The following is a 23,006-nucleotide window of genomic DNA, read 5'->3' as shown; positions in this document are numbered from 1 at the left end:
GCGGCCGGGCAGCGTCTCCGGGCAGGACACCGTTGCCACCCGCCCCGGCCGGCCGGAGGGCCGCTGTCAACGGCGCCCGCAACGCTGTGCTGGGTGCGATGCGCGCCGCTATGCGGGCACTGCACGCGAAGGCCAGCGACAGCCGGCGGTCGGTCGCAGTGCTCGGCGAGATGGCCGAGTTGGGTGAGCACGCTCCCCGCAGGTGCGCCGGCAGATCGGGCAGCCGCCCGCTGGGACCCAGAGCCGGGCGGCTGGTGGCGATCGGCGGACGAACGCCGACCAGTACACCTGGCGGGCGGCATGGCTGTGGGCCGCACGGCGGACGTGTCCGAGGCGTGGAGTTGCTGCGTGCGGCCCTGGGCGACTGGACCCAGGTCAAGGCGACCAACACCGCAGAACTGCTCACCCGGGCCAGCAGACGGTCGAGTGACCCGGCAGCGTCACCCCTTGACGGAAGGAGATCAGGCCGACAGGGTCACCTCGGATCGGCAGCTCAGTTTGTCCAATATCGCCGCACCGTAGCTGGTCACGTCTCCGGTGCCCATCGTCAGCACCAGGTCGCCACGTCCGGCCATCCGCGCGATCACCCGGGCCGCGTGGTCGGGCCCGATGGGCAGGCAGTAGGCACCGTCGCGCAGCTGGGCCATGATGGCGGTAAGGTCCGCTGCCGGCCGGCCCTCCGGCACGGTGCCCTGCACATCGAGCAGCAGGACGTGGTCGGCGTGGTCCGCTAGGACCCTCCCGATCCGCTCCCCGAAGGCCAGGACGCGGGCATGTCCGGACGGCTGGAACACCACGAACACCCGCCCCCGGGCCAGGGTGCGCGCGGCTTCCAGGTCGGCGGCGATCTCGTGCGGATGGGCGGCGTAGGAGTCGACCACCGTCACCCCGGCCCGGGTGTCGACATGTTCGAACCGGCGGCGCACCCCGGCGAACGTGCACAACGCCCCGCCCACCTCGGTGGGGTCGAGCCCGAGGGCCACCGCGCACGCTATGGCCGCCGCCGCGTTACCCAGGTGATGCGCCGCCGGGGTCGGCAGAGTCAGCCGGACCTGTGTGTCATCCGGCATCCGCACCGTGGCCGACGCGCTCCAGCCCTCGGCGTGCACATCCAGGAGCCGGACATCCGCCGTCCGGTCCCGCCCATAGCGCAGCACCGTCAGGTCGGGTCGCTCGTCGGCGATGACCTGGGCGGCCACCGTGGCGCCCACGCAGTCGGAGTTAACGACCAGGAAGCCGTTCACTGTGGTCCGGCACCCGAACGTGACGTAGGCGCGCAGCAGGTCGGCGTGGCTGGTGAAGTTCTCCGGGTGCGCGTCGGTCACGTTGGTGATGACCGCGATCGACGGGGTGAGGTAGTGGAACGAGCGGTCCGACTCGTCGGCCTCGGCGACCAGCAGCCTCGACCGGCCGAGCTGGGCACCGGAGCCCGGCCCGGTCAGGTCGGCGCCGATCAGGTAGGTCGGGTCCTGTCCGCAGGCCCGCAGGATGTGAGCCAGCATGCCGGAGGTGGTGGACTTACCGTGCGACCCGGCCACCGCCACCAGCTGCCGCCCGACGGCCAGCCAGTCGAGGACCTGCGCCGGGTGCACCACCGGGATGCCAGCGGCACGCGCCGCCCGAACCTCCAGCACGTTCTGCGCGCTCGCCGGGCAGACCACGCAGCTTGCGCCCTCGACATGTGCCACGTCGTCGCCCAGGCGCACGCGAACACCGACCGTGCGCAGCCCCTTGAAAGTGGCCGTTTCGCGTATGTCGCTGCCGCTGACCTGGTGGCCCAGCTCGGCCAGCAGCCGGGCCAGGCCGGACAGGACCGGCTCGCCCACGCCCACGAAGTGCGGGCGGGTCAGATCGACCGGGCCACTGTAGGCCGCCTCGGTGCTCGGGCTACCGGGGATCGTGTCGTTCATGGTGCCGTGCCTCCTTCGACAGAGCTGACGGGTCGGTGACGCGAACGGACGTGTGAGGAGGTCGCTCCTTCTCATCCGTCCGCTCCTTGAGTGGCCGAGATGGCGTCGGGTCGCCATCGCGGCCACGCGGGTCCAATCGATCTGCGTTGTCCACTACCGGCCTCAACGACGCAGCCGCTGTTGGTCTCCGGTGCGTCCATCCCGCCTGCCGTCGCGGTGCAGACCGCCTCGGCGCCAATCGCCGAGCGGTTCGACACTGAACCCAGGCACCTGCCGACTCTGATGCGGTGGGGTCGCAACGGGGGGCATCTGCCTCCCTGCCAGTGCAGCCCTCGGACGCGGTGTCGAACAGAGCCGACAACCGATCTCGACATCCGGGGGTCGGGCAGCGATCTTGACCCATGTTCCAGAGGTGACCCGTGCTGTGAACGGGGCGCGGGGGTTCCGCGCCGTGACCGGAGGCAGCTGGGCAGGTCCCGGCTTCCACCCCCGCCGTCGAGCAACCGCGACCTGCCGACGCGCAGCCGTAGCCGCATAAGGTGACGGCACGCCGGGGCGCGACTACGCCGTCGGGCTCACATCAGGGTCGGCCGCCGACCCCAGGGAGCACGGCCAGCGGTCGCCTGCCGGATCCGGGCCGGCCGGGCACCGAGCCGAGATAAGACGGCGTCGGAGGAGACAAGACCGCAGCGACAAGCCACAGCCGCCGACCGACCCGCGGCGTCGATCGGCCCGCTGAGATCGAAGGAGCGCCATGCGACCGTTGATCACGACCAGCCGACTGGACCTACGTCCATTCCGCAGCGGCGACGCCGACGAACTGCACGAGGTGTTCGCGGACCCGCTGACTCACCTCATCGGTGACGGACCGTTCACCTCCATCGACCAGACTCGGTCGTGGATCCAGCGTCGCGTCGAACTTGAGCGGAACACCGGCCTGCTCTGGTACGCAGTGCGCGAGCGGTCCACCAGCCGGCTCCTGGGCAACTGCGGCCTGTTCGCAGGCCGCACCGGCATCACCGAGCCCGAGATCGGCTACGAGATCAGGCACGCATTCCAGGGCCACGGGTACGCCACCGAGGCCGCACACCTCGTGCTGCGGGAAGGGTTCGCCGCCGGCCTACCTCGAATTTGGGCGACGATCCGACCGCACAACACCACATCGCTGCGCATCGCGACCAAGATCGGTATGAGCGAGCAGTACACGACAGTCGACCAGAAAGGATCCCTCACCTTCCTGGCCTCGACCCCACCACTCACCCACCACCGATGCGACGACGCCCCCACCGCAGGGTAGGGACCTTCTCCTGCGCGACGAGGTGGCGGGCAGCAGGGTGAAACCCGGATCGAGGAGGGCAACCGCAGTGCCCGCCATCGAGACTCCCTTCACCGGGCGGGACTTCGTGTCCGCATCCGCAGCCACGATCCGCACCATCGTCGTCCCGGACCCGAACATCGCAAGCACGGCCTCCGAATCCGCCCCGTCACGGTCAGCCGGAAGCGTCCATGTCACGACTGCGGTGGACACCGCGGAGGGCCAGCCACCGACCTGCTCTGGTCCGTAGTCGAGTCCGCCCTGACCACGGCCGGCAGGACAGGCTTGGCCCTGTGGTCGCACCGGACCGAAGAGCGTCTTGGCATGCGCGCCTTCCGGATGCGGGTTGTTCCTATCGACCTCGATCTCTAGAGTGCCAGGGTTCATCAAGGTGCAGAAGCCGACAGGGTGAAGGGGCGGGACCATGTCGTTGACCGACAGCATCCGTGATGACCTGCAGACGATGGCCGAAGGCGTGGCGACCGCGCAGCAGGGTGTCGCCGGGGTCGACCACGCCGTGGAGCAGATCGCGGCACGGGCCGTCGGGGCGGGCTTCGCGGGCATCGCCGTGGGGCTGGCTCGCGTACGCGAGCAGGTGGAGCAGGTCCACACACGACTGAGCACGGTCGGTGGGATCCTGGGCGAGGCGTCCCGCTCGGTGTCCGCGGTACCGCAACAGCCGTCGCCCCAAGAAGCCATCGCCGCGCTCGCGCCGTTGGTCGCGGCTCTCGCCGCTGTCGACGGGGCGGTCGAGGCGGCGGCAGCGGGCATCGAGGAAGCACAGCGACTCGTCGCCGTAGCGCTGCAGGGTGGGCAACCGGGACCGACCCTGGCCCGCCTGCAGCAGGTCGGACAGGGACTTGCCGTAGTCAGGGCCCGAGGAGGCGAGGCCCGCCACCATGTCGAAGCGGCACTCGATCAGGCCCGGCAGGTCGGTGACCTGGGAAACTGACCACGGGCGGCGGCGTCAGCCGACCGCCCGGCACGAGCGACACCTCCGCGAGCCCTTCCCCGGCGCCGGCCGAAACAGAACGGCTTCCGGGCTGGCTGACGGAGGCCGCCCGCGACCTGCCCCAACGGCGAGCGAAGGACCCCACGTCCGGCATTGCACTGATCAACGGCCAACGAGTGCCCATGAAGTCGGGCCGCGACCCGGAAGCCGCCGCGGACCTCAAACCGGCCTACAAGCTCATCGCCACCACGACCGACCACCTCGAGGCCAAGCTCGCCGCCCGGATGCGCCGCGAACAGGTAACGCACGCGGTCGTGCTGACCAACAACCCGCCGTGCGACTACGAGCCCTACGGCTGCGAGAGGATCCTCTCCCGGCTGCTGCCGTCCGGTGCGCAGCTGACCGTGTACGTACGCGACGATGACGGGCAGGTGCATCAGTGGCATACCTACACCGGCAACGGAAAGGCCATCGCATGAAGGTGACGTGGGCATACGACCGGGGCGACCACCGCGACAACCACGAGGTCGACCTGAGCGACCCCGCCGCCCTGAGCGCCGTACTGCACGAGATCCACCAGGCCGGAGAGCCCGTCGCGGTCACCATCTTCAGCCAGGCGATCGACGACCCGGACGAACTGCCACCCGGCCTGCAGATCGGCCTGGGCCACCCCACCCACAGCTTCGCCGTGCACATCGTCGACGACGGCGACTACCTCAACGACCCGACAGTCGAGGCCCCGACCGCCGGGCTCAGCTTCGACCTCGGCGGAGTACCCACCGAGTATCCCGCCGAGCACCTACGGATCCGACCCGACACGGCCATCCAGATCGCGACCGCCTTCCTCGCCATCGGCGGCAAGCCGCCCCGCCTACCCGCCGACACCGAGTAGCACTGGCGGTGCCGGCCGGGAGTGAGCACGCGCGCGGTTCCCTCGGGACCAGTTGAACGCCGAGCAGGAGACAGCTCTCTCGACGGCGACGGTTGCGGCACGGCGAGCCCGACGGGTGGCCTCATCCCTTCCTCCTGCATCCGTCGCACACTCTGAGCTTTTTGTCGGTGGCTCTCCGTAGCTTCCGGTGCATGTCTGCGTTGACGTATGAGGTGAAAGACGTTCGGAGTCCGGTGTGCGTGTGGCTGCGAGCGACGTTTCCGGAGGCCAGGGAGATCCAGGCGGAGTTCCGGGTCGCGGCTGGCCTGCAGGGAGTGGTGATGCCGGTTGGGGTTGCGCCAGGCACGCAGGGTGCGGCGATCGACTTCTGGCTGCGGATGCTCGTTGACCCGAATCCGTCGATCGCCCTGCCGCTGATGGGGCTGTTGTCGGGGCGGGCGCCGTGTGTGCGGGCCGGTCGGGAGCTGCTCGCTGGCCTCGCGGCCGGGGAAACGCCCCGCCGTGCAGAGGGCGGGGTGGAATTGCGGATGCGGCCGGCGGGGTTCGCTGAGCGTGGTGATGAGTGGTGGGCGCGGGTGTGTTACGCCCTGGCGCTGCTCGTGGAGCTGTATCGGGCGCCGTCGGTGGAGCACTCCCGACTGATGCGTCTTACCGAGTCGAGCGGCGCGGCGGACCTGCTGGCGCTGGCCACCGATGCGGAGGTGATCGACATGGCCGCGATGCGGGACCTGGCAGTCGAACGCCTGCTGCCAGGGCTGCCGCCGGGGCCTGTGACGACTGGCATGACCTTCGACGGCAGCGCCGACCTCAACGCCGACGCGGACCTGATCGCCGGTGGGATGCTGGTCGACTTCAAGGCCGGGCAGGGTGGCAAACCTCGTGCGGATGGCACCCGGGCAGCCTCCCTGGCGCGTACCGACCTCGACCAGCTCCTCGGGTACGCACTGATGGACTACTCGGACCGGTACGGCCTGCACACCGTCGCGGTGTACGCGGCGAGGTTCGGCCACCTCGCGAGTTGGCCGATCGCCGAGCTGGGCGAGCGCATGGCCGGGCACCCGATCGACCTGACGAGCCTGCGGGCCGAGTTCGCGCAGGTGCTCCGTGGCCAGCTACCGCCTTACCAGGTGCAACGAGGCTGGTAGCCCTCACACCGGGCAGCCGGGGCGGGCGAGACCTGGCAACAGCCCGGCTCGGCTACGGCGGTAGGGCTTGTCCGCTGCTGCGGCAAACCCCGCAGCGGGAATCGCGTCGCGCATACTTCTCTCATGTCCTATTCGGAGCGCGACGTGAGCGGCTGGTCCGAGGCCGTGGCGAACCTGCACGGCAATACCGCACAGGATGAGGGTGACGTGCGGCGGGCCTACGAGGCGATGGCCAACGTGTGGTCGGCTTACGGCTACCAGGACGCGCCGACTGAGGTCCTGAGGATGCTCATCGACGCCACCGAGGTCGGATACATGGCCGCCCTGAACGACCTCCGCAGCGGCGATCTCGACGACGAGATCACCACGTGGCGCCCGGACCTGGCTGAGCAGTAGTCCCAAGCGAGCCACCGTCCTGCCGCCGGCAGGACGGTGGCGGCGATTGTCGGGATTACGGGCGGTGTAGGACGCAGATGACCTTGCCGAGGATCGTCGCGTGATCGCCGGGCAGTACCGGGTAGCGGGGGTTGCGGGGGACGAGTTCGATGCGGCCGTCGCGGGTTCGGTACTGCTTGACGGTGGCTTCCCCGTCGAGCATGGCGGCAACGATGTCGCCGTTGTCGGCGACCGCCTGCTGCCGTACCACGATGATGTCGCCGTCGGCGATGGCCGCTTCGGTCATGGAGTCGCCTTGTACCCGAAGCGCGAACAGCGTGCCCCGGCCGACCAGCTCGGTGGGCAGGGACAGCACCTCCTCGACGTGTTCCTCGGCGAGGATCGGCGTGCCGGCGGCGATGGCTCCCAGCAGAGGCACAGCGGTTCCGCGCTGCGCGTCCGACTTCACCGGCGGGTCGTCGCCGAGCAGGGGGCGGGCGTCGACCGCTCGCGGTCCGCCCGGAGCCCGTCGGATCAGGCCGTGGTGGGTGAGGGTCTTCAGGTGATGCGCCACCGACGAGGGGGAACCGAGCCCGACGGCCGCCCCGATCTCCCGCACCGTCGGCGGGTAGCCATGCCGCTGAACCCATTCCCGGATCACGTCGAGGATCTGCCGCTGCCGGTCAGTCAACGACACCGGATCGGGTGGCACGTCAGGAGCGGTCACCCCAGGACGATACCGCGAACTTAGAACGAATGTGCTAAACAGGTGTGTGGGGTGCGTTCCGCGTCGTCGTCGATACGTGGCCGGCGCCTGGCGCATCCCGGCTTGTTTACGTTGGGCAGGGCGACCACGGGGGGAGCCGCCCTGCCCAACGATGCCGTCACGGTAGACCTGGTCATCAACGCAGGACAATCCCCAGGGCAGCCGACGTCGGCGCCCGTGCGGTTCGGATCAACCTCATCGGGTGTTCTCCTGCACTGGCTGTCCAGCGCCGTCAGCAAGCAAACGGCCGGTCGGCACTCAGCGTGCGGGCGAGCGTCTGGTGGACCGGATGGTTCGAGTGCGGTGACCGATGTCGTAGCAAGAACGCCAGTCCGGTATCGCGAAATGCGTCGGGAGCGGTGTCGGCCGTCGCATCGCGCGAAGCTGGCAGGTTATGCGGCGTCTGGGTGGTCACTCCGGGGGCAGGATCTTCAGGTCGGCGTTCATGCGGGTGGCGACGTCGGCGTCGAGTTGCGGGCCGTGGGCGAAGGTCCAGCCACCGTCGCGGATGTTGGTGATGGTCTGGGTGAGAGCGCGTCGTGCGTACACGACGCTTTCGTCGCTCCAGAGCACGGCGGTGCCCTGTGCGGTGGTGTGGCTGTTGGTCACGGCTTCGCCGAGCAGGGTCAGGCAGTTGCTGGCGTCGTCGAGGACGCCGACGGCCTCCCACTTGTCGCGGCGTCCTGTCGTTAGCCGGTCGTGGTTGAGGCTGACGCATCGCACCGCTTGGGCGAGCGACGCGATGAGCCGGCCGGTATCCTCCAGCTTGATCACCGCGGGGGAGGCGTCGGCCACTTCGCGTTTCTGCGCGTCGTCCGCCTGCTTGAGGTGGGTCACGAGGTCGGCGAGGTCGACGTTTTGAAGGTGGGACCGTACGTAGGTCTCCTCGCGGATGCCGAGGGTGGCGGCGGTGGTGGTGACGAGGTCGGCGAGGATGTCCTGCGCGGTGACCGCCGAGATGTCCAGGCCTCGGTGGCGGCCTTCCTCGCGCAGCCGCTCGACCGCTTCCTGGAACTTGGTCATCCGACGCACACGTCCTCCTGTGGTGGCTCTCCATCCGCACGATAGCCGGCCGGTGCAGGGGCAACCCGGAAAGCGGTCCACGGGACGGATCTGGTCGCCGAGCCCAGGTTGAGGCAGGCGTGTCCACACGAGCCTGTGTCGTGGAGCCGGGGCGGGCTGTCGCATAGGGATAATGCCCGGGTCGCCTGTCGAAGGGGTGGCGGGAGGAGCGGGTTATGCCGAAGAAGCGCACACCTCGTCAGCGTCGCGCACGCCTGCAGCAGCGGCTAGACGTGGCTCGGCAGGAAGAGTTCCACGAAGAGCACGCCCGTCTGGTCCTGGACCGGATGGGGGACCCCCGGTTCGTGCAGCGCACCGTCGGCGCGGACGGCGTTGCCACGTTGACGTGGGACGCGGGGTCCGAGGCGGGTACGGAGTTGCGTGAGGGGTTCCAGGCGCAGTTCGCGGCGTTCCGGGAGAAGTTCGGCCGTGAGCCGGGGCCGAAGGATCCGGTGTTCTTCGACCCTGACGCTGACGAGCCGACCCCGTTGAGTCAGCGGAGCTTCGATGACGCCGTGGACCACATGCTGAAGGCCGCCGAGGACGCGGGCGTGGACCCGGCGCCGATCCATGCCTGGCGGGAGGTCGGCTACCTCGTCACGGAGGAGAACCAGCACCTGTTCAGCGCCGCCGAGGTGCAGGCTTACGCCGACGCCGTGACCCGCCACCGGGGCGATGTTGACGACATCGACGACATCGACCTCGCGGCGACGGTCGAGCTCTCCGCAGACGGGCTGCGGGACCTGATCGACGAGACGATCACCAGCGGTATGGAGGAACCCGCATGGCGGCTCGGGGCAGCCCTCGACCACGCCGACGACCCCGACGCTGCCGGTCTCGCCGCGACCACCCTGACCGCTGTCCTGATGAGCTGGCTGACCAGCGCGAAGGCAACCGCGACCACTGACCTCGCCGGCCCCGCGCTGGGGTGGATCCGCCAGAACCTTGATGACGAACCCGCCGACCAGGCATTCCAACTCGCGGGCCTGCTCGGCAGCCCACTGGCACCGAACCTGACCGTCAACGAGGCCCTCGACCGGCTCGGCGACGCGTTCCTTCCCGCCCTGATCTGGCTCGTCGCCGGGCTGGTCGCCACCGAGGCGAACGGCGACGTGGAATGGCTCACCCAGTTCGACCCCGACATCGACTGAGCCACCCCGCCGGGGGTGGTGGACGTCGCGGCTTGTGACCATCAGCCCGGCGTTGTACCCAGTGCCAGCGCCGGCCTCCAGCACGCGCTGGCCCGGCTCGATATCGAGCATCATCGCGACAAATCCGGGGCTGCGAGGCCGCACTGACCGCAACTCCCGCGTCGTCCTGCTTGGTCCCGACGATGTCGTCGGCGTAGGCCTCGGCCATTGGCACACCGGAAACGAACGCGTGGCGCGGCACGGCGCGCATCGCCGCGTCGACCCGCCCTGACGGTATCTCCCCCTACTCGACGAGTTGGTCGACCAGCCCATGCCGCAGCCGTTCGGCAGCGTCTATCTCATCGAACACCTCCGTGGCCACAAGCGGAGGTTGATTTCCCCTACGACCTGTCGGTCGCACTGACACGAACAGTGCGTTACCGTTTGGCTGGTGCACTCCGGCGGCGGAGTTGCCTCCGCTCGGCCGGGCGTGTGATGCTACCGGTACGGATCGGCGCTGCGGTCGTGCCGCGGGGTTACCGGAAATCATGTCCAGTTCGCCGGGAACGATCGCGCCTGCGCGCGGGTTCCCTGGGCGGCTCTCCGTACCCGTCAGGAGCTTGGCGATGACCAGCTACAGCGTTCTGCCCACCGGTCCCCGGACCACCGTGCTCGCCACTTGGTCCGGCGAGGAGTGCGACCAGAGCTGCAAGATCACTACATTGGAGGATCCGGGGCGTGCTGCCCGCCTCGCCAGTATCCTCACACGGCTGTCTGAGGACGCGTGGGACGTGGCGGCGTTCCTCGATACCCACCCGGCCGTCGAGGAGGCGATCGGACGCGTCATCGACGCGTTCCGTGATCCGGAGGCCACGATCGACCCGATCGTGCTGACGGCGGACGAGGGTAACCGGCACGCGGAGGCGTGGAGCCACAAGGACCTCGCGCGGCTGCTCGCCGGAGACCTGCCCGAGATGTTCGGCTCCTTGCCACGGGCGCAACGCCTGACGATCGCCGACGAGATCGCTGCCGACGCGGCGGCGCGGGCCGAGGCGTTGCGGTTACTGCCGATCGGGCACGATCCGGATCTCGCGACCTCCCGGGTATGGCAGATGTGCGAGGTCACTCGATCGCTTCGCAACGGAGATGTCGGACCGCTGCCAGAGGGCGCGGCCGGGTGGATCGTGCAGGCATGGGGATACGAACCGAGTCCAGCACGGCGATGGGCCGCCCGCGAACAGCTCGTACGCATCGAGCAACTCGTCGCGGCGTGTATCGCCAGTGGCGGCAGAGCCGCGGCGGACGATGACCCGCTCGAGGCGCACCTGGTCTTTCCTCAACCGGATGAGGTCCATTCGAAGGTCCTGTACGTGCGCCCGGCGCAGAAGCAGCGCAGCAAGTGGGCGAGCGACCCGGTCGCCCCCATGGTGGCGGTCGAGTCGCGCTCGGGCTCGGGCTCGGGGACCGTCGAACTGGGCGAGGTGTGGGCTACCGACGATGACGGCTTCGCCAAGCTCCTCGGTGAATGGACCCGCGCCGTGCCCTACTTGAGAAAGACCGACACGTACGTTGACCCCGGCGCGTGGGAGTAACCAGGCCGCCCGGGAGGCGACTCCCGGCCCGGTAAAAGACTGTCCAGCCAGGAGGTAGCGCTTGAACCTGTCTACGGGTACAGCGTTGCGGGCGGCTTCCAGTGGCGGTCAGCGCGGACGCGGCGAGTGCGGATGAGGCCACGCAGCAGGAACGGCACCAGGTTCTTGATGAACGGCAGCCCTGCCTCGGCCAGTTCGGTCCTGAGTTCGTTGATGTCGCGTTCGTACTCGCGCAAGGCGGCCTGTCGTGCGTACTCCGGATTACTCAGAAGTGTCTGCCGTGCCTGGAGTCGTAGGTGGTGCCGGTAGGCCACCACCGCAGGCACTGCGGGCGGTCCGAACAGGAAGGCTCGCAGCCGGGCCTGGGGTCTGCCCGTCGAGGGCGGCCCAGGCCGCAGCTTGGGCGCTGTCGACGGGTGGGGCGTCGTCGGCCACCAGGGATCGATCGAGCTCGGCTGCGTCTCACAGATCCATCTCCGCTTGACGGGCGAGGAGCCGCTGCATGAGATCGACGAACGCGGCCGGGTCGCGCAACTGCTCCACGCGTGGTGGGAAGTCGTCCGGGTAGCTCATCCACGTCAACACCATAATCGAACACTTGTTCGACTGTTGTGGTGGAGGTGCGGAGGGTTGCGGCGCCCCGGGAACCGGCGCGCCGCGTCGCATGTCCTGCTTTGCGCGGGTCGCGATGTGACTCGTGTTCAGTCTCTGGGCCTGCCCGAGGCTAGAACAGGTTGGTGGCGCCCTTGTTCTTGAGTAGCTTCTGGGCTCGTGCGTACAGCTCGTCGCGTACATAGGCCGGCGGAGGAAAGCCGTCGCCGTGGGGGATGAGGAACTGTTCGGCGGCCTGCTTGCGGGCGCCGGGCGAGCTGGCCTGCTGATAGGTGGCGTCGGTGAGCAACTGCTGGGCCAGCTCGTCCAGACGGGTGACGAGTTCGGCGTATCGCGACCTGGCCATGTCTTCGGCTTGTTCGCCGGCCATGCGGAGCGCTTCCCAGCCGACGTGGCGGTGGGTGCCCTCGGGGATGGCCATCTGCCCGATCCGTTGCCGATGGCCGATCTTCGCCGCCCGAAACTCTGGGTTGGCTATGAGTTCCTCCGCCAGCTCACGGGCGAGGCGCTTCTGTGTCTCTTCGTCGAGCCGGTCGTCTTGATCGCCGTCGGCGTCGTGGGTGTAGAGCCCTTGACGGGGTAGGCGTGCCGAGGTCGCGTTCTTGAGTTCCTCCGCCTCCTCGTGCCACGGAGTGCTGCGTTCCCAGAAGTGAACGATGCCATTTACTGCGAACGCGAGTCGGACGAGCCCAATTTCTCCTTTGTGTCTGGCCAGATCCTCGGGTAGCTCGTCAAGATCTGATCCGAGTTGTTGGGGATTGAATGGGTTAGCGTCGAGGTATAGCACGCCACCTCCGATCTTGGCTGCCAGGTCAAGGAACGAGGGAAGGTCCAGTCGGTCGGGATCGATGCACACTTCGGGGCCGAAGTCGCGCTGCGGTGCGGCGGGCACGAGTGTCATCTGGTTTTTCCGGGCATATTCAGCGGCGGTGGCCGCGAGCTTGGCGAGATTGGTCATGCGGGCAGCGTAAGAAGCAGGGGAGCTGTTAGTGGTGGTTCGACACGCCATCTACTTCTCACCGTTATGGGGCTTCGGGGGTGCGGGCGCGCGGTCGAGCGACCGTCCTTCTCCAGAGCGGTTGTTGATCCAACGCTCCAACGCTCAAATGACGCTCGCCGCGCTACACCCCCTCGCCTGCCCCGTCCGGCTCCGCCCGCTCGCCGCCTGATGGCGCGGTCGAAACGAACGCTTGCTCGGGCGCGGGTACGCGCGTTTCTGCGGCGTCGGCCGGGTTATCGATCTGGCCCGGCCGACGCCACTGCCATCAACTCGACGGCGGTGCCCACCAGGCGACGTCGGCCAGTGCCAGGCGATCGATGCGCTCTTGCGGTATCCGGACTCGCTCCCGTAGTCGCTGCAGAACCGCCTCGGGCAGATGCAGTGACTCCGCTACGGCGACAGCGCCAGCCGTGCGGGACAGGTCTGCCGTGGTGTCCTCGCCGGTCGGGTCAGCTCGGGCCACCGCGTCCCAGAGCGGAGCAGCCATCGCTGTTTCCAGGCCCGCTGTCGCTGCGCTGGCGGCGAACAGGTGGGCGGCCTCGATACCGGCGATGTCGACATCGCCGGCGTACCAGCACGTCGTCGGCCGGACACCGACCAGTTCGTCGAGCACCGTCAAATCCTGAACCAGGGCGCCAACCGCGTCGCCGCTGCCGAACAGGATCGCCGCGTACGGGGGCTGTGCGTATGCCCGCAGGGCTCGCCAGGCGGAATCGAAAGTGGATTTGTTCTCGAGCACGAGCACGGGTCCTCGTGTAGCGAGGCGGGCGACGCGTATGTGTCCGGCGGGCGCGTCGCAGGCCAGGTCGTGCAGGGTCATCCGTCCAGGGGCGAAGATCGCGCCGTCGGCGAGCTGGGCCAGTCGTTTCTCGTCACCGAAGATGTGCAGTGAGCGTTCCTCCCGGGCTACCCAACCGGGGTTGGTGCCGAGGGTGCCCTGTAGCCATCGGTTGATTTCCACGGCGGCCTCCCGCAGTCCTGCGGGTGGCCGTGCGGTGCGTATCCATTGCGGTGCCCAGCGACGCATCAACGGGACCCAGAGCACGTCGGCGGGGTTGATCTGGGTGACGGCTCCACGCCGGTTGGCGGGGATATCGATCCGGTCGGGAAGGGGTGGCAGTGACCGGTCCCAGAGCCGGCCGGTAGCTGCGGGCAGAACGACAATCCCCTGGTGTGCGAGCTGCTGGAGGGCATGGGCCAGACGTGCCCGGCTGGCCCACGTTCCTGACCATGGGCCGTCGACCTGGTTCCACAGCTGCCACAGTCTCCGGCGGTCAACGCGTACGGCGGCGGTGTTGAGCAACGCTGCGCTCAGGGCGTCTACCTGTTGCGCGCCGGGCGGTGGGGCGCCGTCGGTGGATGTCATGCGGCTTCCTGGTCATCCGCGGCGTTGTCATCTGGTGCGGCGTCGGTCTCTGCCGGGGCGGACATGTCCAAGGCGAGCTGTTCGTCGAACGCGACGGTGGCGCTCGACATCACCGGCCAGGTGTCGGCCTTGCCGGTGTCTTCGTCTGCGGCGTGCCACTCGACGGCAGACGCGTACAAGGCGCCGTCGCGCAGCAGGTTCTGCAGCCTCCCGTCTTCGACGCCGGCGGGGACGACGAAGTTGGCCGTCGAGCGGCGAGATACCCGCAGTTGAACGACGGTCGGGAACACCGTCAGCGCGCCGTTGTCCTTGATTCCAGTAAGCACGACCAGCGACACGTTGAGCGAGGTCGCGACGTCACGGGCCAACCGCAGGAAGGCGGGCTTGGTCAGTTTCGCGAACGCGTTGTCCAGTAGCAGGGTCGTACGCCGGTAGCCGTGGGCAGTGGCGCGCCGGGCCGCGAGCAGGCTGGCCAGGATCAACGCGACGGTGACGCCTTCACCGCCGGAGGTCTCCATGGCGACCTGGTCCACGGACTTGTGCTCCGCAACGAGCGGGTCGGACGGGATGAGGATCTTCGCCGAGAACCGCGGGGTGATCGCTTCCAGCAGTTCGAACATCGTCTCGTCGGTGTCGAACGTGCGACGGCGCCCGTGTAGCTCGGGATCGAACCAGCGAGTCAGCGTGGCGTGGATCGCGGCGCGTCGCTGCTCTACGGTCAGCGCGTCGAGGCCGGACAGCTTGAGCAGGGGAAGCCCCGCCCAGCGGCCCATGGCCGGCGTGTCAGGTAGCACCGAGTCCCGGACGGTCATCTGCACCGCGCGGCGCAGCCGTTCAATGCTGCTGTGCGCGATGTTCGCCAAGGCTTCGACGCGCTGCTCGAAGGTGGCGACATGATGGGCGATCGAGTCACGCCGGTTGACCAGGTCCTCGTGGTGACGCACGGCCAGACGGGCGAGGTCCGCGCCACGGGCTCGCCGCAACACTTGGGCGACCCGTTCACCGGCCACCACGTCGTCGGCCACCGTGTCCAGGCAGTAGACCAGCCGGCCCAGCCGATCGTCAGCGCGGGTGTGAGCCTCGCGGACGGCCTTGACGATGCTGTCCACCGCTGCGGCCACACCTTCGACACTTGCCTGGGTCCTGGTGCGTAGTTCCTCGATCGGACCGTCGGCACGCACCGCGCCGATCAGGGCGGTGACAGTGCTGGGGGCGGTTGCCAGCACAATTTCCGTTGTGAGGTTGAACCGGCGGTCTTCCAGATCGATGGTTTCGGTCAACTGCTGGCCGGCGGCCAGCAACGACACCTTTCCATCGATCGTGGACGCCACGTTCGCGAGCACCTGCTGCCGGGCCTCCCCGGCGGCGACCGTCTCAGCAATCTGACCCTCGATCTCCGCGATCGCGTTGACAGCGTCTTTCGCCGCAGCTTCGGCTTCCGTCAAAGCGGCGAAGGTGGCCTCGGCGGTGACCGGATCGTCCGAGCGGTTTTCCCCGCTCAGTTGGTCCTGGAAGGTGACGTTGCGGTACTTCTCGGCCGTCTTGTCGTACTGGTTCTTGCGCTGTTCGAGGGTGCTCTCGCGCTTGCCGACGGCGATCCCGCGCTGGTTCAGCTCCTTGCGGATACGTTCCACCTCGGTGTCGAAGTCAGCCGGCGTCCGAGCAAGGTGCTGCTCGACGAGGAGTTCGGCGGCAGCACGGATTTGTTCGGGTTCCGGTTGCAGGCGCTGCTCGAGCGTGCGTCGTTGCGTTTTGACCAGGTTGAGCTGGGCGGTGAGCTGGTCATCGGTGAGTGCTCCCTTCCACCGATCGATGGCGTCACGGGCCTGCTGGGCGAGGGCGGCACGGTCACCGGCCGCCTCGCCGGTGAGCACATCGTCGGGCTGAACGACGCCCGCAGCGGCCGACTCGGCTTCGGCGAGTTCGTGCCTGAGCTGCCCCACAACCTGCTGACGATCCCCGATCTCCTCGAACCGAGCCCGCTGTGCATTCGTAGCTGTGGTCAGGTCCTTGGTCGCCTTGTCCTTCAGGCGTCGCGCCTCGGCGAGGTTGGTACGGCTCTGATCGAGTTCGGCGCTCAGCGCCGGCTCCCCCGCGACCGCGTTCGCCAGCGACGTCAGCCGATCCAGGCGAGACTCACAGGCCCGCCGCTGCTCCTTGGCCTGCTCCAACTTCGCGGCCACCTCATCGCGGCGCTCTCCCACGCCCAGCCGGTAGGTCTCCGCCTCGTCGAGCTGGCCCTGGAGGTCATCGGCGATTCCCCGCGCGGTCACGACCGCTTGCGCGGCCTCACGGAGCCGATCCGGTCCGATCTGGGACTTCCAGCGGACGACCTCCCGGCCCAACTGCACGGCCTGGTCGTATACGCGCCGATGCTGGATCGTCGCACGCTCGTGGTCGGCGTCGTCGTCACGGCGCTGGTCGAGCTGTTCGGCGCCGGCGCGGGCGGACCAGAAAGCCTCATGCGGGAGAACCACCTCGATCGCAGGCTCCGGCACTTCCTCGTCCCGGTCGTCATCGGGGTCGTCATGGAACGTGTCCGGGGCGCCGACCACCACCGGGCCGGCCAGCACATCACGGTGCTCTCGCAAATACGCGACCACCGGTGTGAGGTCGTCGGGGACCGTCACCACCACGCCGTCGGCGAGGCCGGGATGAGCCGCAGCGCAGCGCGGCGCCACGGTCTCATCAAGGGTGGCCAGGTAGTCCCAGCCGGGACGCGCCCCAAGCCCTAGCTTACTGAGGTTCTCGCAGAGCTCGGCGATGTCGACACGCGCTGGCAACAGTCCTCGGGTGTCCAGCGACTGGACGGCGCGGCGGGCGGCGGCAGCCCGCTCGGCGGCACGAAGGTGGTCCTGGTTGGCGCGTTCGGCGACCGCCCGCAGGACGGAGACAACGGTGTCCGCGTGATCGTCAAGGACGACGGGTTCGAGATCTACGAGGCCGCTTGATTCGACGTCTCGGGCCAGTTTGTCGGTGGCATCCTGCAATTGCCGCTGGGTCTTGATTGTTGCCGTCAGCGTCGATTTCGCGTCCTTGAGCTGGCCGCTGAGGGTACGCACCGCGCTGTCCGCTTCCGCGAACTCGCTCTTGGCCTCCGCGAGGTTGGACCAGATCTCGTCGCACCCGGCGCGGATCCCTTCGGCTTCGTGTCCCACCCGCTCAAGTGCTTGTGCCTCAGATTCGCCGCCGTGCAGGTCGCCTCGGCCGACGGCCCGGTCACGTTGCTGCCGGATCCCCTTGAGATGGTCCATGGCGCTGGCCTCGCGGGCGGTCGCGTCGCTGACCGCACCCGCGGCTGCGGCGATGGCCTTGTTCGCCTGCTCAGCGGCCTGCTCTGCCTCGGTGTAGCCAGCCTGTGCCTGCGCGAGCGTGGCCTGCTCCTGCGTGATGTCAGCGGCGATCCGCGTCTGCCAGGCCCGGACGGCGGCAGCGGCCTTCTGACGCATGGGCTCCGACTCGCCCGCACGCTCGCGCAGCATGCGCTGGATGCCGTCGATGCTGGTGTCGTAGGCGCGTCTCTGTGCGACCAGGGCAGCCACCCGAGTAGCCTCGACGCGCTCCTGCGTCGCGGTGTACTGGCCGCGTTCGGTTTGCAGCAGCGCGTCGGCTTCCTGGTAGGCGACACGGTCGCGCTGTAGTTCGGCCTGTTGCTTGCGGCCGAGGGCGCTGCGGTGATCACGTTCGGCGTTGTGCCGGTCGGCAGTCACCGCGGCTCGCCGCTGTGTCGCGTTCTGCAGCGAGATCGCACCGACGCGCTGTTCATCCTCGACACGGGTGTGAGCGGCGAGCAGGGAATCCAGTAGGGTGAGCCGGCGTTCGTCCTGCCCATCGAGCACGCCCATGAGCTGCGAGAGCTGCTCGGTGTGGCCGACCACGTCGGTGAAAAACAGTTGCCGACGCCGGTCGAGGCTGAAGGCGTCGGCGTCCCTGCCCATCCGGACCAGGTTGGTCGCCAGTTCCTCCTTCAGCTTCGGATCGGCAACCGCGCCGACGATGCTGTTGAGAAACGACCGTGACGACGCGTAGGTGAACACATGGTCCGCGGCGCCCTCGTCCTGATTCATCGCCAGCAACCAGGTGCGAACGAAATCGACGTCGATGCGTAGGGTCTCTCGTAGGTGTTTGCCCCACTCGCCTTGGTCGGTCTCCATGGTGATCTCGGCGTCCGGGTGTGCGAGCTTCTGTTCCTTCAGCCACGCCGCCCATTGCTTGGCGTCACGCAGCCGCCCGTCAACGCCCCGCACGGCAAGCCCGGCAAGAGTCAGATCGGCGTGCACCGACTGGGCAGACCAGAGCAGCTCTTTGACGTCTTCGTCGGGCCCGGCCCCGGCCGGCTTCGACAGGCAGGCGCCGAGCAGAACCCGCCGGTGTCCACGGAAGGGGTCGTTGGCAGGTACCTCCATTTCGAGGATCACGTGCGTGGGGTCCCCACCGGGCACGTACTGCTGAACGCGTTTCTCGTCGCCCTTTTTGCCCTGCCGGCGCAGCGACAACCGTGGCAGGAACTGAGCCTTGTCCGGCAACAGAACGTGGATCAGGAAACCGAGCAGGGTTGACTTTCCGCCGCCGTTCTCCAAGCCGATGATGACGTGTCGTCCGCTGCCGAGATCGACGACGAGATCGGGATAGGCGACCTTGTCCCGGACGCGGAGATTGATGATGCGAAAGCCGGTGATCGGTCCCATGTCAGGACTGGTTCCCCTCGTCGTTGTTCGTGCGCTCGACACGCTCGTAACTGCTGGTGGTGAAGGACTGCAAGTCAGCGAACAGGTCGTGCAGGAACAGGTCGCGGTAGTGAGCCATCAGCCGCCTTCGCGGCCGGTATACGGTCTCGGTCAGGGGCCGGTTGTCGCGCCGCACGGCCAAATGCTGTTCCTCGAGGAAGTCGAGGACGTCCGCGACCAGGTAGGTGCTGGTCGTGCGGGCGCTGCGTTCGGCTGATCGGACCTGGGGAAGCTGCACCCAGTGCCACCACAACGGTCGACCATCACCGACCGGGTTCGGATTGGCTGCTTCCTGCTGCAACGCGAACTGCCGGATGTAATCTTCGAGATCGGCCACTGGCACGTCCGGCAGCAGGCGGGTGTGGTCGTCGACGTAATCTTCGAGGTCAGCGGCCGTGGGCGCGATGAACGCCAGCAGGGCGGGCACGACCAGCATCCGGGCCGCGCGATGCTCCTCCTTCTGCTTCTTGCCCCACGGCAGGTCCGAGGACCGTGCGGGCCAGGCCCAGGCACTGTCGGCCTCGGCGAGCAGCACCAGGCCGGTCTCCGGGGAAGCGTGGGTGACGCTGCAGCCGGCGCCTTCAAGGATGTCGTCGAAGAGCTGCCGGAACGTCTCCTCGCTTAGGTAGCGGGCGACCAGACGGGCGTACTCGGCGGACTGCCCGGTGCGCCCCGGTGTCGCCTTGACGTCGAGTGCGAACACGAGCAGCCGTCCCGCGTCGATCCCGTTCATGAGGAGTTCTCCTTGTCGAGGGCGGTCAGCGGGACGACGATGAGGTCGTCGCCGGTCACCGCGGTGGTCTCCAGAGGCGTGCCAGGCCGCACGACGCCGAAACGGGTGTGGTCGAAAACCTGGGGTGCGTCGCTCTCGGCGGGGTCGTTGCCGCCGTAGGCACCGGCGACCGCCACCGCTAAAGCCCACGGAACCCGTGCGCGCTGGTCCGCACTGAGGGCCGGCATCGGCCGGTCAGCCGCCGCCGTGTTCAGCTGTGACAACGAGGTCGGCGTGGTGATCTCCGCCAGGATCGCGGTGACCTCGGCGACGATCAGCATGGTGTCGTCAGCGTTCTCGTCACGACTCTCGCCCAGATCGAACGGGTCGCTGTCCTCGCCGGTGCCAGGCGACCGCTCCTGTGGTTGAGTGCGGTTGATGACCGCCTGCATGTTCAGCACCTGCGGGACGCGCGGGCCGAGCAGGGTGGCCAAACGTTGTTCCAAGAGGCTGACGACCGCGGGCGGCGGGTAGCGCAGCAGCGGCTCGAACAGATCGGTCTGGGGGTTGATCGTGAGTCGGCGGAACGTGAACAGTTGGCGGTCCTGCTCCTGCTCGTAGGTCTCCTTGACCGTCAACAGCATCGAGTACAGGCGGGACAGCGCCCGCAGCAGCTCGTTGAGGTGCTCAGTGATCCGTTGCAGCCGCGCCACATCGGGGGCGCGGTGGTGCATGTGCTCGTCAATGCCGGCGGCGAGCTTCTCCTCCGCGCCAATCTGCTCCCCGATCAGCACGAGCGCCTCGTCGACCTGGGGGATCACATCCTTGGCGTAGGTGACGTCCCGGACGTTGCTGCTCATGCGCCGCAGCAGCCGATCCAGGCTTGCCTGCACCGCGTGGATGCTCGTAGCGCGCCGCTGCACCGACGCGGCCACCTCCTCGTAATCGCCGCGCTTGAGCATCCGTTCGGATCGGTATCGCTCTGCAGCAGCCCGGTCAAAGGGGTCGAAATCGTGCAGGTTCTGAAAGATGTTGACCCCCTCAGGGGTCACCTTCACCCGCGGATCCGTGGTGTCATCCCCGCCCACCGCATGCAGGAACGCAAAGGTCTGTTCCGGGTGTTCCACCCGCCCGCCATCATCCAGAGACAGATAGCGATCGCGGAAACGAGTCTCCCGATCGCGGGAGTTCATGAGAACACCGAAGATCGCCTCAGCGATGTCAGTATGCTTTTGCGCTGGGTCGTCCGGGCATTCGAGCGCACACAGAGTCGCCAGTTCGGCTACCAGCTCGCTCAACGTGCGAGTTCCGGTCAGCCGGTTATTCTCAATCGCCAGATGCAAGGCGCCCAGCAGGTGAGTGTTGAGGTCGTAGTCCACCCACTCCGGATGCGCTCGCCGGAGGGCGCCAAGCGCGTCGAACAGAGCTGCGAGCAGCCCAGCCGTGATGCGTTGACGCGGCTGCCAATCCGCCATAAAACCGCGCAAGGTGGCGCTCAGCGGCAAGCCACCGCCAGGGTTCCTCTCCTGTGCTGACACGCGACAGACGCTAAGAGCAGGCCCCGACAAAAACCCCGCTCCGAGGGCAACCAGTGCCGGCATCCACAATCCAAGGACCTGCTTTCGTCGGCTTCCCGACGTCAGCTATAAGGAGCCGCCAGAACGGACTCCCGACCCAGACAGGGCTCTAACAACCCAAAGCAAATCAGGCACCAGCAGCTCCGGGAAACGAAATGCCCGAAGCCGACGAATCGTTCTCGACCCGGCACCCCCGAGGATTGCGTGCACCTGATCAATCTAGGAGTAGCCGCACCATGGCTCGGCGTCACAGCGATGAAGCCGACTGCGGCGACCATCGACCGGCTCCCGAGACCCGGTACCTTGCGTGCTGATGTGACTTCCCGCAGTATCCGAGCAGTCGGCTCGTGCGGTCGTGTCGTTCGCTGACGCGGGTTCACTTCCCGGGGAGCATCTGGCGCATGCTTGGATCCATGCTGACCTACGGCCTTGACCTCGGCGGGCCCGGCGACTGGCACCTCAAGGGCTTCAACCCGGGTGACCAGCTACGCACAGACTGGTACGACGAGCGCAAACCCCCTCCGCGACTTCCCCACCGCCGCCACCGCACACTGCGTCGGCGAGGTCAAAACCGGCACGAGCGGGCACTCGCCGAGGAATGACTGCCGTACATGATCGACTACGCGCCTACGGCCGGATCCGGCCCCACCAGAGGATCGGTGCCCGCGGCCCACCCTGCGGCGAACTCGCCCACCAGGTCCCACGGGGTACCATGAGTTCGCCGCCGCGCTGCTGCCGCCCAAGCGCCCCCCATACCGCTAGGGTTCTACGCGGTGACGCGGTCGGACGAGGACCGTCGATACCGGCCGCACGGGGTCGGCATGACAGACCGGTTGGTGCGGAATGACCGAGGGCCCGGACGGCAAGTCCCCTTCATTGGCGCGATGGCGCAGGTCGCAACCGTTTGTGACCTACCCGGCGCAAGAGCGCGTTGCCGTGTTCATCGACTTCGAGAACCTGGTGTGCGGCGCCGGCAAGGGTCTGCCCGGCCAGAGCGACCCGATTCCCGCCACAGCCCTGACGTACCTGTGCCGAGGCTTCCACGGCAACGCATCCATTCGCCGCGCCTACGCAGATTGGGCCAACTCGGGCTTCGGGAAGTACCAACACGCCCTCGCCAACAACGGCGTCGATCTTGTCCAGATCGCCCGCAGCGGTGGCACCGGTAAGAACTCCGCAGACATCCGGATGGCCGTCGATGCCATGGAGGTTCTCATCACCCACCCAGACGTGGCGGTGTTCCTCCTGGTGACGGGCGACAGCGACTACTCGCCACTCGTGCATCGGCTGCGCGAGTTCGGCAAACACGTCGTCGGCGTCGGCACCCAGGCCAGCGCCAGCCAGCGTCTGGTGTCGGTGTGCTCGGAGTACAAGTTCTGGGGCACCATCGTCGCAGCCGTCGAGCCCGCCACCCGTCCCGCCGTTACCGCCGCTTTCGACATCAAGGATGCTGAGCGACTCCTTGTCCGGGCGTTCGAGCAGCTCACCACCGACACGCCGACCGCAGGTACGGTCAAGAACAAGATGCTCTCCCTTGACCCCTCGTTCGACCAGGCCAACTACGGATGCCGTACGTTCCGGGACTTCCTTTCCCGGCTCGAACACCGGGTCACCACTGCCGGCAGATCGGGCCAGGACATCGTCATCACGCTGGCCCCAGACGGAAGAGACACATGAGTTGTAAGTGGGTGATTCGAGAGCGTTCGTCCAGTGTGGGTTTGTAGACGGTCTGAGGGCCGGGCCCTCGCCAGCGGGTCGTCGGTGAATGGCGTAAAAGATGAGCCTGTGTCGTAACCGGTGAGGTTCGTCGGCGTTGTGATGGTCGTGGGCGAACGAGCGGCGTACCCGAGCGATCTCACCGATGAGCAGTGGG

At 68.0% G+C, this 23,006-nt stretch carries 20 protein-coding genes; 10 read left to right on the top strand and 10 right to left on the bottom strand.

Annotation, left to right across the window (positions count from 1 at the left end):
- Positions 1 to 461: 461 nt before the first annotated feature.
- The gene (gene murC, locus ACIG87_RS26160) at positions 462 to 1,910 is read right to left on the bottom strand and encodes a UDP-N-acetylmuramate--L-alanine ligase (RefSeq protein ID WP_396854009.1); all 1,449 of its coding nucleotides are present in this window, start codon (positions 1,908 to 1,910) and stop codon (positions 462 to 464) included.
- Between the two features lie 754 nt (positions 1,911 to 2,664).
- Here murC and ACIG87_RS26155 point away from each other — a divergent pair.
- The 6 genes from ACIG87_RS26155 (at position 2,665) to ACIG87_RS26130 (ending at position 6,610) form a co-directional block, all read left to right on the top strand.
- Positions 2,665 to 3,207, top strand: coding sequence for a GNAT family N-acetyltransferase (locus ACIG87_RS26155; RefSeq protein WP_396854008.1), 543 nt, complete (start codon positions 2,665 to 2,667; stop codon positions 3,205 to 3,207).
- Between the two features lie 442 nt (positions 3,208 to 3,649).
- Entirely contained in the window at positions 3,650 to 4,177 is a 528-nt protein-coding gene (locus tag ACIG87_RS26150; protein ID WP_396854006.1) for a DUF6244 family protein, read from the top strand.
- The gene (locus ACIG87_RS26145; RefSeq protein ID WP_396854161.1) at positions 4,174 to 4,656 is read left to right on the top strand and encodes a DddA-like double-stranded DNA deaminase toxin; all 483 of its coding nucleotides are present in this window, start codon (positions 4,174 to 4,176) and stop codon (positions 4,654 to 4,656) included. The genes ACIG87_RS26150 and ACIG87_RS26145 overlap by 4 nt, the downstream gene beginning before the upstream one ends.
- A complete protein-coding gene (locus ACIG87_RS26140; RefSeq protein ID WP_396854005.1) occupies positions 4,653 to 5,069 on the top strand; it encodes an Imm1 family immunity protein in 417 nt (138 codons plus the stop codon). The genes ACIG87_RS26145 and ACIG87_RS26140 overlap by 4 nt, the downstream gene beginning before the upstream one ends.
- A 191-nt stretch (positions 5,070 to 5,260) precedes the next feature.
- A complete protein-coding gene (locus tag ACIG87_RS26135; RefSeq protein WP_396854004.1) occupies positions 5,261 to 6,214 on the top strand; it encodes a hypothetical protein in 954 nt (317 codons plus the stop codon).
- A gap of 123 nt (positions 6,215 to 6,337) precedes the next feature.
- The gene (locus ACIG87_RS26130) at positions 6,338 to 6,610 is read left to right on the top strand and encodes a hypothetical protein (protein ID WP_396854003.1); all 273 of its coding nucleotides are present in this window, start codon (positions 6,338 to 6,340) and stop codon (positions 6,608 to 6,610) included.
- Between the two features lie 55 nt (positions 6,611 to 6,665).
- Here ACIG87_RS26130 and lexA read toward each other — a convergent pair whose 3' ends face one another.
- Complete coding sequence (gene lexA, locus ACIG87_RS26125; RefSeq protein WP_396854001.1) at positions 6,666 to 7,412, bottom strand: transcriptional repressor LexA; 747 nt, start codon at positions 7,410 to 7,412, stop codon at positions 6,666 to 6,668.
- 354 nt (positions 7,413 to 7,766) lie between these two features.
- A complete protein-coding gene (locus ACIG87_RS26120) occupies positions 7,767 to 8,378 on the bottom strand; it encodes a hypothetical protein (RefSeq protein ID WP_396854000.1) in 612 nt (203 codons plus the stop codon).
- 272 nt (positions 8,379 to 8,650) lie between these two features.
- On the opposite strand from ACIG87_RS26120, the gene ACIG87_RS26115 reads away from it, so the two are divergent.
- Positions 8,651 to 9,568 carry a hypothetical protein gene (locus ACIG87_RS26115; RefSeq protein ID WP_396853999.1) on the top strand — a complete coding sequence of 306 codons (918 nt, stop codon included), beginning with the start codon at positions 8,651 to 8,653 and terminating at the stop codon, positions 9,566 to 9,568.
- A 605-nt stretch (positions 9,569 to 10,173) separates the two neighbouring features.
- Positions 10,174 to 11,139, top strand: a complete 966-nt coding sequence (locus ACIG87_RS26110) for a hypothetical protein (protein ID WP_396853997.1) — start codon at positions 10,174 to 10,176, stop codon at positions 11,137 to 11,139.
- A gap of 71 nt (positions 11,140 to 11,210) precedes the next feature.
- Here the strand turns inward: ACIG87_RS26110 and ACIG87_RS26105 are convergent, their stop codons facing one another.
- The 7 genes from ACIG87_RS26105 to ACIG87_RS26075 form a co-directional block, all read right to left on the bottom strand.
- Positions 11,211 to 11,456 carry a hypothetical protein gene (locus ACIG87_RS26105; RefSeq protein ID WP_396853996.1) on the bottom strand — a complete coding sequence of 82 codons (246 nt, stop codon included), beginning with the start codon at positions 11,454 to 11,456 and terminating at the stop codon, positions 11,211 to 11,213.
- Between the two features lie 145 nt (positions 11,457 to 11,601).
- Positions 11,602 to 11,727, bottom strand: coding sequence for a hypothetical protein (locus ACIG87_RS26100; RefSeq protein WP_396853995.1), 126 nt, complete (start codon positions 11,725 to 11,727; stop codon positions 11,602 to 11,604).
- A gap of 136 nt (positions 11,728 to 11,863) precedes the next feature.
- On the bottom strand, positions 11,864 to 12,709 hold the full coding sequence (locus tag ACIG87_RS26095) for a hypothetical protein (protein ID WP_396853993.1): 846 nt from the start codon (positions 12,707 to 12,709) through the stop codon (positions 11,864 to 11,866).
- A gap of 307 nt (positions 12,710 to 13,016) precedes the next feature.
- Complete coding sequence (locus ACIG87_RS26090) at positions 13,017 to 14,117, bottom strand: hypothetical protein (protein ID WP_396853992.1); 1,101 nt, start codon at positions 14,115 to 14,117, stop codon at positions 13,017 to 13,019.
- Positions 14,114 to 18,805 (bottom strand): hypothetical protein, encoded by a 4,692-nt coding sequence (locus ACIG87_RS26085; RefSeq protein WP_396853990.1) that lies wholly within the window; start codon positions 18,803 to 18,805, stop codon positions 14,114 to 14,116. The genes ACIG87_RS26090 and ACIG87_RS26085 overlap by 4 nt, the downstream gene beginning before the upstream one ends.
- Position 18,806: 1 nt before the next feature.
- Complete coding sequence (locus tag ACIG87_RS26080; protein WP_396853989.1) at positions 18,807 to 19,577, bottom strand: hypothetical protein; 771 nt, start codon at positions 19,575 to 19,577, stop codon at positions 18,807 to 18,809.
- A complete protein-coding gene (locus ACIG87_RS26075) occupies positions 19,574 to 21,094 on the bottom strand; it encodes a hypothetical protein (protein ID WP_396853987.1) in 1,521 nt (506 codons plus the stop codon). Before ACIG87_RS26075 ends, ACIG87_RS26080 begins: the two co-directional genes overlap by 4 nt.
- Positions 21,095 to 21,534: 440 nt before the next feature.
- On the opposite strand from ACIG87_RS26075, the gene ACIG87_RS26070 reads away from it, so the two are divergent.
- Together ACIG87_RS26070 and ACIG87_RS26065 are read left to right on the top strand one after the other, a co-directional pair.
- The gene (locus tag ACIG87_RS26070) at positions 21,535 to 21,735 is read left to right on the top strand and encodes a hypothetical protein (RefSeq protein WP_396853986.1); all 201 of its coding nucleotides are present in this window, start codon (positions 21,535 to 21,537) and stop codon (positions 21,733 to 21,735) included.
- Between the two features lie 304 nt (positions 21,736 to 22,039).
- The gene (locus ACIG87_RS26065; RefSeq protein ID WP_396853984.1) at positions 22,040 to 22,810 is read left to right on the top strand and encodes an NYN domain-containing protein; all 771 of its coding nucleotides are present in this window, start codon (positions 22,040 to 22,042) and stop codon (positions 22,808 to 22,810) included.
- Positions 22,811 to 23,006 lie beyond the last annotated feature (196 nt).

Origin of the sequence: Micromonospora sp. NPDC051925 (genome assembly GCF_044548625.1) — a bacterium.
Classification (GTDB): Bacteria; Actinomycetota; Actinomycetes; order Mycobacteriales; family Micromonosporaceae; genus Micromonospora.
The sequence above is the reverse complement of the archived record's forward strand: the minus strand, read 5'-3'. Positions and strand labels throughout refer to the sequence as shown.

What these genes read in the sequence shown, in the direction of transcription:
- murC (WP_396854009.1), bottom strand. Translation starts at nt 1,910, where the DNA reads ATGAACGACACGATCCCCGGTAGCCCGAGCACCGAGGCGGCCTACAGT.
- ACIG87_RS26155 (WP_396854008.1), top strand. Translation starts at nt 2,665, where the DNA reads ATGCGACCGTTGATCACGACCAGCCGACTGGACCTACGTCCATTCCGC.
- ACIG87_RS26150 (WP_396854006.1), top strand. Translation starts at nt 3,650, where the DNA reads ATGTCGTTGACCGACAGCATCCGTGATGACCTGCAGACGATGGCCGAA.
- ACIG87_RS26140 (WP_396854005.1), top strand. Translation starts at nt 4,653, where the DNA reads ATGAAGGTGACGTGGGCATACGACCGGGGCGACCACCGCGACAACCAC.
- ACIG87_RS26135 (WP_396854004.1), top strand. Translation starts at nt 5,261, where the DNA reads ATGTCTGCGTTGACGTATGAGGTGAAAGACGTTCGGAGTCCGGTGTGC.
- ACIG87_RS26130 (WP_396854003.1), top strand. Translation starts at nt 6,338, where the DNA reads ATGTCCTATTCGGAGCGCGACGTGAGCGGCTGGTCCGAGGCCGTGGCG.
- lexA (WP_396854001.1), bottom strand. Translation starts at nt 7,412, where the DNA reads ATGCGCCAGGCGCCGGCCACGTATCGACGACGACGCGGAACGCACCCC.
- ACIG87_RS26120 (WP_396854000.1), bottom strand. Translation starts at nt 8,378, where the DNA reads ATGACCAAGTTCCAGGAAGCGGTCGAGCGGCTGCGCGAGGAAGGCCGC.
- ACIG87_RS26110 (WP_396853997.1), top strand. Translation starts at nt 10,174, where the DNA reads ATGACCAGCTACAGCGTTCTGCCCACCGGTCCCCGGACCACCGTGCTC.
- ACIG87_RS26100 (WP_396853995.1), bottom strand. Translation starts at nt 11,727, where the DNA reads ATGGTGTTGACGTGGATGAGCTACCCGGACGACTTCCCACCACGCGTG.
- ACIG87_RS26095 (WP_396853993.1), bottom strand. Translation starts at nt 12,709, where the DNA reads ATGACCAATCTCGCCAAGCTCGCGGCCACCGCCGCTGAATATGCCCGG.
- ACIG87_RS26090 (WP_396853992.1), bottom strand. Translation starts at nt 14,117, where the DNA reads ATGACATCCACCGACGGCGCCCCACCGCCCGGCGCGCAACAGGTAGAC.
- ACIG87_RS26085 (WP_396853990.1), bottom strand. Translation starts at nt 18,805, where the DNA reads ATGGGACCGATCACCGGCTTTCGCATCATCAATCTCCGCGTCCGGGAC.
- ACIG87_RS26080 (WP_396853989.1), bottom strand. Translation starts at nt 19,577, where the DNA reads ATGAACGGGATCGACGCGGGACGGCTGCTCGTGTTCGCACTCGACGTC.
- ACIG87_RS26070 (WP_396853986.1), top strand. Translation starts at nt 21,535, where the DNA reads ATGCTTGGATCCATGCTGACCTACGGCCTTGACCTCGGCGGGCCCGGC.